This window comes from Sphingobacteriales bacterium (assembly GCA_016706405.1).
GTDB lineage: Bacteria > Bacteroidota > Bacteroidia > Chitinophagales > UBA2359 > BJ6.
In genome coordinates this window covers 702,304-713,966 of record JADJJT010000003.1, presented here as the reverse complement: position 1 = coordinate 713,966, position 11,663 = coordinate 702,304, and the positions used below count along the sequence as shown (strand labels likewise).

Annotated in this window: 9 protein-coding genes; 2 read left to right on the top strand and 7 right to left on the bottom strand. The window is 39.0% G+C overall.

The genetic code is table 11. The annotated features are described in order from the left end of the window. Positions 1-119 precede the first annotated feature (119 nt). Positions 120-1,097: an alkaline phosphatase gene (locus IPI59_14720; protein ID MBK7528761.1), complete on the top strand. Its 978-nt coding sequence runs from the start codon at positions 120-122 to the stop codon at positions 1,095-1,097. A gap of 247 nt (positions 1,098-1,344) precedes the next feature. Here IPI59_14720 and IPI59_14715 read toward each other — a convergent pair whose 3' ends face one another. The 7 genes from IPI59_14715 to IPI59_14685 form a co-directional block, all read right to left on the bottom strand. Beyond that, positions 1,345-2,934 (bottom strand): tetratricopeptide repeat protein, encoded by a 1,590-nt coding sequence (locus tag IPI59_14715; protein MBK7528760.1) that lies wholly within the window; start codon positions 2,932-2,934, stop codon positions 1,345-1,347. A 255-nt stretch (positions 2,935-3,189) separates the two neighbouring features. Beyond that, on the bottom strand, positions 3,190-3,870 hold the full coding sequence (locus IPI59_14710) for a carbonic anhydrase (GenBank protein ID MBK7528759.1): 681 nt from the start codon (positions 3,868-3,870) through the stop codon (positions 3,190-3,192). A gap of 21 nt (positions 3,871-3,891) precedes the next feature. Further along, positions 3,892-4,521, bottom strand: a complete 630-nt coding sequence (locus tag IPI59_14705; protein MBK7528758.1) for a hypothetical protein — start codon at positions 4,519-4,521, stop codon at positions 3,892-3,894. 21 nt (positions 4,522-4,542) lie between these two features. After that, the gene (locus tag IPI59_14700; GenBank protein ID MBK7528757.1) at positions 4,543-5,322 is read right to left on the bottom strand and encodes an FHA domain-containing protein; all 780 of its coding nucleotides are present in this window, start codon (positions 5,320-5,322) and stop codon (positions 4,543-4,545) included. A gap of 78 nt (positions 5,323-5,400) precedes the next feature. Beyond that, on the bottom strand, positions 5,401-6,783 hold the full coding sequence (locus IPI59_14695; protein ID MBK7528756.1) for a serine/threonine-protein kinase: 1,383 nt from the start codon (positions 6,781-6,783) through the stop codon (positions 5,401-5,403). Positions 6,784-6,968: 185 nt separating this feature from the next. Further along, positions 6,969-8,372, bottom strand: coding sequence for a protein kinase (locus IPI59_14690; protein ID MBK7528755.1), 1,404 nt, complete (start codon positions 8,370-8,372; stop codon positions 6,969-6,971). A 307-nt stretch (positions 8,373-8,679) separates the two neighbouring features. Continuing rightward, positions 8,680-8,934 (bottom strand): type B 50S ribosomal protein L31, encoded by a 255-nt coding sequence (locus tag IPI59_14685; GenBank protein ID MBK7528754.1) that lies wholly within the window; start codon positions 8,932-8,934, stop codon positions 8,680-8,682. A gap of 262 nt (positions 8,935-9,196) precedes the next feature. Here IPI59_14685 and IPI59_14680 point away from each other — a divergent pair, with 262 nt between their 5' ends. Then, positions 9,197-11,662 (top strand): hypothetical protein, encoded by a 2,466-nt coding sequence (locus tag IPI59_14680; GenBank protein MBK7528753.1) that lies wholly within the window; start codon positions 9,197-9,199, stop codon positions 11,660-11,662. Position 11,663 lies beyond the last annotated feature (1 nt).

Sequence of the window (11,663 nt, the reverse complement as noted above, 5' to 3'; positions counted from 1 at the left end):
AAGTTAAAAGCAATGGAAACCTTCCGCCAAATCATCACAATAAATATATTGTTGACAGCAAGCCATTGGTTTCGCCCAAGCCCACATTTTTTGGTCCTAAACCTGTAAATGTTATTTTTATGATTGGCGATGGCATGGGTCTTTCGCATATTACGGCGGGCATGTTTGGCAACAACAATACCTTATCGCTCGAAGGGTGTTCGCATGTTGGCTTAAGTAAAACATATTCGGCAAGCGATTTAATAACCGATAGTGCTGCGGGTGCAACGGCACTTGCATCGGGGGTTAAAACTTATAATGGTGCAGTTGGCCTTGATGCTAACGGGCAGGGGAAGCCTACTTTGTTAGAGGCTGCTGAGTTAAAAGGCTTAAGTACCGGAATTATTACTACTTGTAGTGCTACCCACGCTACGCCTGCTTGTTTTTATGCCCACCAGCCAAGTCGCAAAATGGTGTACGACATTGCTGCCGATTTATTAAAACTTTCTCATCCGGTAGAGGTGTTTATTGCTGGCGGGCAAAGCCATTTCGACAAACGCCCCGATGGCCTAAACCTGTTGCCTGATTTAGAAAAACAAGGCTATACAGTTAAAACCAATTATACGGCAAATTTCGACAGTTTAAAACCACCCTATATTGCTTTTACTGCTGTAAACGAGCCGGCAAAATTTACCGAAGGGCGCACCTATTTAAAATCTGCAGTACAGCAAAGCCTGCCGCAGTTGGCACAAAATACAAAGGGTTTTTTTTTAATCGTCGAAGGTTCGCAAATAGATTGGGCTGCCCATGGCAACGATACCGATAATTTAATTGCCGAAATGATAGATTTTGATCACGCTATTGGGGCTGCCCTAAATTTTGCCAATTTAAATCAACAAACTTTGGTCGTAATTACTGCAGACCACGAAACCGGGGGCTTTGCTATTGATAAAGGCTCGGTATTGAACGGCCCAATAAAAGGAGGGTTTGTTAGCACCTCGCACACTGGCAGTATGGTGCCGGTTTTTGCTTATGGCCCGGGTGCCGAAAATTTTGCCGGAGTGTATGAAAATACGGCTATTTTTTCTAAAATTAAAGCTGCCCTTGAATTGAAATAAAGATTATATATTTGCGATAACCAATAAACTCAAGCATCCGGAATTTTTTGCGTTTTACTTTATTTAAGCTTTTCATTCTTATAAGGGAATACGTTTTTTTCTTCCGGATGGGCGCTAATTTAGGGTATTGTTATACTCAAAAAATGAAATAATCAATAAAAAAAACGCAATTCGTCTTTTTAATAATATTATAAACGAATTGCGGTTTAAATACAGTATAGTTTTAAAAACTATTTTTTCTTTTTGTTTATAAAGCCTTTATGATATTTGTTGCTTGTGCGTTTGAGGCATCTAACTCAAGTACTTTTTGGCAGTACAAACGGGCGTTAACGTAATCGTTGGTTTTGTAATAATAGTAGGCTAAATAATTATAGGATTCTATTATGTTTTTCTTTTGTTTTTCAAAGGTTTCGGGGTCTTTTGTGGCAACTTCTATAAATTTTTCGTAGTGAGGTTTAGCCAATCCGCTGGGGTTCTCGTTCGACTCTAAGCGGGCATTTGATTTGGCACGCCATATATAACCAACGGTTGCATCGGGACGCAAATTTACAACAAGGGTAAATAAACTGTCGGCTTTTTTATAATCTTTGCTTGAGTAGTAGGTGCCGCCTAAGTCGTAAAAGTCTTGTGCTACGGGTTTTTCTAAATTAGAAATTTTAAGTTCATAATATTTTATAGCTTCCGGATAATTTTTTTGATCGCTATAGTGGTCTGCAATTAGGCCGGCAATATCGGCACGCACTTTTTTTGAGGTATCTCCTTCATAAGCCTTGTTAAGTAAAGGAATGGCTTCGTCGGGTTTGTTATTTTTTAGCAATAACTTGCCGTAGTATTCGTAGTCTGAGTTTAATGTTTTATCGGCGGGTACATTTTCCATAAATTTGGCCATAAAATCCAATCCTTCGGCATATTTTTCTGTTTTGTAATACGAGTAACCAATTAAACGGTTTAGGTAATTTTTTGAGGCATCCTTTTTTATAATATCTTGGATAGTGGTAATGGCTTTCTCGTAGTCTTCGGCCAAGTACAGCGAGTTGGCGTATTGCATCCAGTCTTCTAAGGATGGTTCGCCTAATTGCATGTATTTTTCATAATTGGCGGTTGCTGTATTAAAACGGTAGGTGTTGTAATAAAAGTCGCCAAGGCGGCGGTAAGCGGGGGCAAAATTGGGGTCTAAGGTTATGGCTTGTTTGAGGCTTTTTACGGCTAAGTCTTCATTTTTTGCCTGCACCCAAATAACGCCAATTTTGTAATATGGTTCGGGGTTTGTTTTGTTTTTTTCAATGGCATATTCGTATTGCGAAACGGCTTTTCCGGCATTTTGGCTGGCATAAAACGCATCGCCCAACGCCATATAACTTTTGTCGCTTTTGTCTAATTCGGTTGCTTTAGTGCCCCAGGCAATAGCCAATTCGGTATTTGGTTTATCGAGCATTAGCAAAGTTGCAATTGCCCAACGATAAATGGCGGGGTTTTTCTTTTTGCTCAATTTGATGGCAGATTGTAAGGCAGCAACTGTATTTTCGGCATTTTTTCCGATGGCATTGATGCGTGCCACACCAATTTGTGAAAATGGATTTTTGGCATCAACCGACATTAGTTTACCGTAGGTTGCTTTCGCTTCTTCGGGCCGTTTGGCAATGGTATAGGCATTACCCAGATACAGCAAAGTTTCGGCATCGTTGGGTTTTGCGGCTGCTAATTTTTCAAAAGCGGATATTGCGCTGTTGTATTTTTCGTAGGTTAGTAGTTTTTGCGCTTCGGCTAATGTTTGGGCGGCAAGGGTAGAGGTGAAAAAAACTAATAGCAGGATGGATGATAAGAGTATTTTTTTCATTTTTATTTTGAATTTAATTATTGTGTATTTATATTTATAAAATTACAATGATGTTATGGTTTCATTGTAATAATATTTGTACATATTGCAGTATATGACAAATTTAGTTTAGGTTGGTTTAGGCATCTTTACTAATTTAATTTGCTTTAGTCGTGTTGTTTTTATAGGGTATGGATGCTTAAAATATTAAAAAAGATGCTTTTGGAGCTGTGCTAAACGGTTTTAATTTGTTGCTATTTTAAGAATTTTTCCGGATTATATAAAAAACTGAGTGTCGTTGTTGCCAAGTTTATCTTCGCCCAATCTAAGGTCAAAAATATTTAATATCTGTGCAAATTCTTTTTTAATACTTAATTTAAGGTCAATAATTTTACCGGTATGAATATCAAAAACCCATCCGTGTACTTGGGGGTATCCGTATTTGTGCCATGATTTTTGAACGTGATCAGTTTTTAATATGTTTATACATTGTTCGCGCACGTTTAATTCAACTAACCGATTAAAACGCAAAGTTGTATCTTTTATGGACTCAATTTCTTTAAAATGTAACCGGTAAACATTTCGCAAAGTTTGCAACCATGCGTTTAGCTGCCCCATATCATTTGGGTTAAGCGCAGCTTGTACACCGCCGCAGTTATAATGCCCGCATACAACAATATGTTTTACTTGCAAAAATTCGACTGCGTACTGGATAACTGCATTTACGTTATTGTCGGTTGGTATTACCTGGTTGGCAATATTGCGGTGCACAAAAACTTCACCTGGTTCGGCACCCATAAGTTCTTCGGCGGTAACACGGCTATCGCTACAGCCTATATAAAGCACTTCGGGCCATTGACCTTTGGCTAAACGGGCAAAATAAGTTGGGTCGTATGCTAATTTATCTTGAACCCATTTTTTATTCTTCTTAAATATTTTGTTAAAATTAATACTCATATCTAATAAAACCAAGTTCGGTTAGCAAGCGGCAATCGCTCTGATGCACTTTTCGCGAATTTCCCATAAGTTTTCAATATTGTACGATACTTCTGGGTGCTGAGTCAGCCATTCGGCTAAAAAATTTTTATGGAATGCAATTTTGAACGTTTTTGTTTGTATGGGGGTAATTTCTATTTCGGTTAACAAATAGGGTTTAAAATTTAGTGCATTTATTTTGGCCAATGTAAAATCGTAAACTGTTTCTGGTTCTACTTTCAAATAATTATGTGCTTCGGGCAGGCAGGGCAAATTGTATTTTGTTAAAATAGGTTGTATGGCGGGTGTATTTTGCCCGTTCATATAAAAAACTCCCATCATTAATTGTATTTGTGGGCAATTGTTTTCAAGGGCAATAGATTTAAGCAAAGCATGTTTAGTACTACATGTCCCGCATTTTTCGTCTAAAACGCAGACTGGATTTGTTTTGTTTGAGTTACGTTTGTATGGAAGGCTACTTATATATATACATGCCTCGTGGAAGGTGCGTATATTTGTGGTACTTAATATTGCCTTTGATATTTTTCCGGATAGCTGGATGCTAAAATTTGGTAAATTTTGAAGTAACAAGTCGAGTTTGGGATTTGTCCTTGTAGCAGAAACATCGTCCATTATCTCAAAGCACTTTTTATCTTACCTCCGGATGGAGATTGTGTGAGTAAAATCGCTGTTTTTAACACTATTAGCAGCCGAGCTAAGGTCGTCGGCAATATCTGTCGATTTAAACACCAATTTAGTTAGCCCAATTTGTATGGTATCGCCGTCGCGTAAAAAAACAACTTTATCTTTTGTTAAGCGGGTTGCGTTGCCGTTTACATAACAGCCGTTAGTACTGGGTTGCCCGTTGCGCGCGGTACCATCGTCGGCCAATTCGCATCTAAAGCGATGTAAAAAATCTTTAAAAATACGAATTACCGCATGAACCCGGCTTACATATTCATCGTCTTCTATGCGCACATCAACATGTTGTCCTTCGGGGCGACCTATTAAATTACTCCCTTCAAACAGTTCGTAGGTTACGGGCAATTTATTTTCGGTATGAACCACTAACCAGCCGCCTACAATTTTTCCGGATTTTTCCGGATTTAAATTCTTCTTTACAATTACCGGGCCTGTGGGGGTGCGCTGAACCCTTTCATCGGCTTTTAGTTTAGTCAGCATATCCTTTATTTCTTTCAGCGAATCGGGCACATCTTTTACAGCTTCTTTTATTTCTTTATCATTTTTAAGGGCATCTATAACCGATTTGTCTTCTTCGGGCAGTTTTGGTTTTTCAATTATTATTTCTTCAGGTTTTTCTTCTTTTTCGGTGTGTACGTATTTGTTTAATGGGTAGTTGCATATTTTACACCGATAGTTTGGGGCAACTACCGGGGTAATTTGTTTGCAGTTGTAACATTGTATTTTTGCCATAAAACCTTTATGTTATTTAGTATTTATATTATATGTTATTTGCTTTTCTATTTCGGGTGTAATTTTTCGATATTTTAGCTATCCGTTAACAATTTTCGACATTAGTTCTAACACTAAGGGTCTGTTTTCGTCCCGGGCTTTGTGCATTAATTCTCTACCCAAATCAACGTCATGAGCGCCGCCGCATTTACCGTTATAGTACATAAAACCTAAATAAAATTTGGCTTCCGTATCTAAAGCTGTATTGTAAAGATATTTATTTAGGTATTTAAAACTTTCGGGGTAGTTGCCTAATTTAAACAAGTTTTTGCCGGTGCTAATTTCGTGAACGGTGGTTTTGTTTACTTCTTTTACATATTTAGTTGGTGGCAAATTATTTCGGTTATTGCCATCTGCGTTGTTATTGTTCGAGGGTAAATTGCGGCGGTCTTTTTCAATTACACGGGTTTCGTCGTTATTATTGTTTTGTTGTTGATTATCGGGTTGCTGGTGCGAAATAGTTGGCTTATCGGTATCGTTAATGTAGTTAGTTTTATCATCCGGATTTGGCACCTTAATAGGCGTTGTTTCTTGGTTGTTATTAACAGGGAGCAGTACGGTTTCTACCCGTTTTTCGCCTTTTAAAATATCAATAAGTTCTTCGGCCTGCCTTGCCCTTAGGGTTGCCTTTTTAATTAAACAGCGCTCAACAATGGTACGGTAAGGTTCATCAAGGACGGTAAAATCAATTTCTAAATCCTGAAATAAAATATTATTTAATATTTGTTCATAAGTAATACCTTTGCTCCGGCTGCCAAAGGGCAAGTTTTGGGTAAATATTTCGTAAATAATAATACCAATTGACCATAGGTCAACGTTTGTATCAAGTTTACCGTCAATACCATAAACAGCGGGCGCAAATTGTTCGGGCGGCATGTATTCTACACTGCCTAACAATTGAGACGACAAAGTGGCATCGTCTGAGCCAACCCGCTTGCTAATACCGAAGTCGGCAATTTTTGCTGTTATGCGCCCGTTATCTTCCTTGCTAAGTAAAATATTTTTGGGTTTAAGGTCGCGGTGGGCAATTCCATTCATATGGAGGTATTGCAAACCTTTCAAAATATCAAAAATAATACTTTTGTAGGTGGCGGGTGTGCGTTTTACTTTAAAAAACGAGCTAATATCACCATGATTGGCATATTCTAAAATGCCAACCTGGGTTTTTTCGCGCTCTCCAAGCGCGTTTACGCCTTCTATCATGTCGGCGTCGTAGTAACGAATCAAGTTGGGATGTACAATATCGTCCATCCGGTTAATTTCGCTAATTATATCGTATTTATCTGATTCAACTCCGGTATAAAACTTAAGTGCCACAGTGCGTTTGCGCAAAGTGTCGGTGGCCTTATATACTTTTGCAAATCCTCCTTTGCCTATTAGGTCTTTTAGGGCATCAAATTGGTATCGCTGGCGAAAATCCATGCAGGCGGAAAATCTTTCTTAAAATTAAAAATTTTATTAACTAAAATATGTGGTTTTGTTAAAAAAAACTTAATGGTTTTAATTATTGGCAAAAATAGGTTACAAAACTGGTAATTGCGCTATTTTTGGTAAAATTAGGTTTTTTGGTTATGAAGTAGAAAATATTTTCTTAAACTTTGTTATTTTTAGCAAAAATGAGATAAAAACATCAGAGTGCTTGTTTTTGCGGGTTGTATGGTTTGGTAATCGATTATTAACAGCCTTACCACATAGGCTAAAGCTACTAACAACCAAACCACCATTGCCCACCAGCTTACAGTGGCAATTTCAGAGGCTAAGGCTTTTCGGTTGTTAATTTTATGATAAGCCCAGGCAACAAGTCCTGCAACCGGACTAAGTAATAAACAAACTGCAAAATATATCCATTTAGTTTGAGGTGTAATGACATCTGTTGGTGTTAAATTTGCCTTAGCACTGTTATTGTTGTTGTTGTTGTTGTTGGCCGATGGCCATTTCCGTTCGGGTAGGGTTATTTTCTCGCTGTTCGAGCGCAATTGAGGTGTTTGTGTTGGTTGGTTTAAAACAAGTGCCGGGGGGGTAGAGGTAGTTTCAATTGTATCTTCATTTCTTGTTGTTATTTCGCTTTGGGGGGTATTTGTTTTAGTTTCGTTATTTGTTGGGTTTAATGGGGCTGCGGTTTTAATTTCGCTATTGCTATTTTCTGTTGATTGTGCTGGTATTGGCATCATGTCTAATAATAGCTGGGCATTATTTACCCGCTTGGGGGCTTCTTTAACCAAGCACCATTTAATCATGCTTAAATAGGGTTCGGGTATTTCGTTTAATATGTCTGTGTTGGGTTCGCTGCGCAAAATATTGTACATCACCTGTTCTTGGGTGTAGCCATCTTGCCGCGAGCCAAAGGGCAAATCGCCCGTAAAAAGTTCGTATAATAAAATTCCAGTTGCCCATAAATCAACATTTGTAGCCAAACTGTTTTCTATGCCGTAACGCTTGGGGTCAAACTGTTCGGGGGCCATAAATTCAACTGTACCCAACAATTTTGACGAGTCGCTGTTTTCGGTTAGATTTTTGGCCAGTCCAAAATCGGTAATTTTACAATGCAACTGCCCATCGTGAGTTTTGTGCAGTAAAATATTATGCGGTTTAATATCGCGGTGAGCTATACCCCGATTGTGTAAATAGGTTAAACCGCTAAGTAAGCCATAAACCACCTGCGCAATAGTATCCAAATCCGGAAAAGTTTTTACAAACGCATTCCAGTCTCCGGCATTGGCATATTCCATAACACCAACCTGAATATTGTTGTTTCCCGTAAATTGGTCATCACTCTCTAAGGTAACAACATCAAAGTACCGCACTAAATTTGGGTGTTTAAGAGGCAAAGCATGGCGCAGTTCGGCCATTAAATCGTAACGTTCGCCTACCGAGCCAGTATAAAATTTAAGCGCAACGGTTTGGTTTAATGTGGTATCTAAGGCTTTATAAACTTTGGCAAACCCACCTTTCCCTATAAAATCGGTTTCAATATCGTAAATAAAACGGCGGCGAAAATCGGTGGTTTTCATTTACCTATTATAATGGTAATAATTTATATTAGGAATGGATGGCTTAAGCAGTAGTTTTTGTAAAGAAACAAGCTTGCAAAACAAGCAGTTTAATTTTATCTTATAGGTCTTGGGTGTCCGATTTATCCGGATTTGACTTTTGTTGTCTTTTCAATAAATAAAATAAAATACACAAAATTATTTTGAAAAGATAAATAAAAGAAAAAACCCAGTTATAGTTTATATAACGGGGTCTTTTTTTAAAATGATATTTCTTTGATCAAAAACGCCAACAAAATAAATTTTATCCGGAGAAAAAACAAACCGGTTATTTTGTAAATTTTGCGTACTTTTTTTGAAATTTTTCAATACGGCCTGCGGTATCTACAAATTTCATTTTTCCGGTAAAAAATGGATGCGAGTAACTCGAAATCTCTAATTTTATCAAAGGGTATTCCTGGCCGTCTTCCCAAACAATGGTTTCTTTGGTGTTGGCAGTCGAACGACCTATAAACGAATCGCCGCTCGAAAAATCTTTAAAAACAACAAAACGATACTTTGATGGATGAATATCTTTTTTCATGGATGGCAAATAAACAAAATTTAAAACAAAGAATAAAACCCGCTTAATTAGTTACAAGCAAGCAAGTAATAATTTGGCCTGCAAAGATACAACTTTTTTTAAGTATTTTAAAAGGTTGTTGAAAAAAAAAGTTAGAAACTTTAAAAATTAACCTTTAAATTAGCGGTTAAAATACTTTTCTGATTTTAGAAAATAAATTTAACAAAATGATGTACTTTTGTTTGCTTGTTTGATTGTCTATCAACTCAATATATTTATTTGAATGAAACATGTTTTTACCATTATAACACTTGCCGTTGTAGTAAATTTGTTTTCAGTACCACTAACTGCACAGCCTGCTGCATGGCTGTCAAAAGGTATTGGCGGCGGCGGCGCTTTTTTTATGCCCTCTATAAATCCGGCAAACCAACAGCACTGTTATATTGCCAGCGACATGGGCGGTGTTTACCATACTACCGATTTTGGCAACACTTACTCAATGGTTAATTTTGCCCAACTTTTGGGTGGTACACGCGCAAAAGTACACTTTACGGCCACATCGGGGCTAATGTATGCCCTCGACAAAAGTAATAATATGGTTAGGTTATATAAAACTATAGACGATGGTATTACATGGGCACCCGTAACCACTAATTTAGACCCTAGCGACGAAATTTTCTACTTAGCAGTTGATTACAATAACCCCAGCCATATTATTATTACACTTTACAACCAATTGTATTTTTCAAACGATGGTGGTGCTAATTTTACGCTCAAATATACAGGCAACGACCCTTCATCCGGACTAATTTTGGCCGGTGTTTTTTTTGACAATACTAATATTTACGCCGGCACAAACAATGGCTTGCTTACTTCAAGCAATAGTGGTACTACATTTGGTTTGGCAAGCTATGGAGGTATTCCTGCTGCGCAGCAAATATACAGCATGGCGGGTGCTAAACAATCGGGCACCGTAAGGTTGTTTGCCTTAACGGTTAATAATGGAACCACTTGGGCGGGGCAAATGTATTGTGGCGACTTTTGGGGCATGGCCAAAGGGGTTTATAAAATTGAGCCGGGCAGTATGATAAACTGGGCTGCGGCGGCAACAGGTATTGATTTCTCGACCCAGTTTGCTGCTTATTTAGACATGGCCGCCAACGATATTAATACCGTTTACTTAGCAGGGCTTAATGACTTGAGCCATCCGATGGTACTTAAAACAACTAATGCCGGAACTAATTGGAACAATGTCCTTATGACAGTTAATAACCAAAATATTATTACCGGATGGCAGGGCTACCAAGGCGATAGCGATTGGTGGTACGGCGAGTGCGCACTTGGTTTCACTGTTTGCCCTAATAATGCCAATCTTGCAATTATTACCGACTTGGGCTTTGCCCATTTTACCGATGACGGCGGTGCAAACTGGCGGCAAGCCTACGTTAATGCTGCCAATCAACATGCTGCCGGAAGTCCTACCCCTAAAAACCAAAACTACGGCGGTATTGGCTTCGAAAACACATCCTGCTGGCAGGTTTACTGGCACTCGGCTGATGATATGTTTGCCTGTTTTAGCGATATTACCGGCATAAAAAGCAATGACGCAGGCCAAACTTGGAATTTTAACTATACCGGAAACAATGCCAACACTACTTACCGCATGGTAAAACACAATACCGATGCTGTTATTTTTGCAGCCACCTCGGGCATACACGATATGTACCAAAGCACCCGCCTGCGCGATAACCCCTTAGACAACAACGACGCTGAAGGAAAAATTATATACTCAACTAATGGTGGTGCAAGTTTTACCTCCATGCACACCTTCAATCATCCGGTAATATGGTTAGCCACCGACCCTAATAATAACAACCGCTTATATGCAAGTGTAATTCACTCAACAGACGGCGGCATTTTTGTTTCAAATAATATTGACCAGCTTGCCGCCTCAACCTGGGCAAAATTGCCCAACCCACCGCGAACCGAAGGCCATCCTTTTAATATTGTAGTGCTAAACGATGGTAAAGTGGTATGCACGTATTCAGGCCGGCGCACGTCGGGGGGGAGTTTTACGGCAAGTTCGGGCGTATTTATTTACGACCCTAATGCCAACACTTGGGCTGACGTTTCGGATGCCGACATGTACTATTGGACTAAAGATATAATAATTGACCCTAACGACCCTAACCAAAATACCTGGTATGTTTGCGTTTTTTCGGGATGGGGAGGGCCACCTAATGGTTTGGGGGGCATTTACCGAACAACAAACCGTGGTACTTCATGGGCTAAAATATCCGGATCAACGTTTGACCGTGTAGGCTCGCTCAGTTTTAACCCAAACAACTTAACCCAGGCCTATATTACCACCGAGGGGCAAGGCTTGTATCTGAGCAATAATATTACCGATGTAACTCCAAATTATACTTGGGTTAGCAATTATCCGTTTCACCAGCCCGAACGGGTGTTTTTTAATCCTTATGACAATTCGCAGGTTTGGGTTACAAGTTTTGGTGGTGGTTTAAACATGGGTAATTTATGTACCTTTACCCCCGAAATTACAGGCAACCAAAACCCATGTAAAGACAACCAATATACTTATAGTGTACCTGCTGTTGCGGGCGCAGTGTATAATTGGAGCGTTTCGGGCAATGGCAGCGTGTTGTCAGGTTTAAACACCAATAGTATTGTGGTACAATGGAATTCGGGGGCTGTAGGCCAGGTTTCTATCGTTCAAATAAACCCTTAAT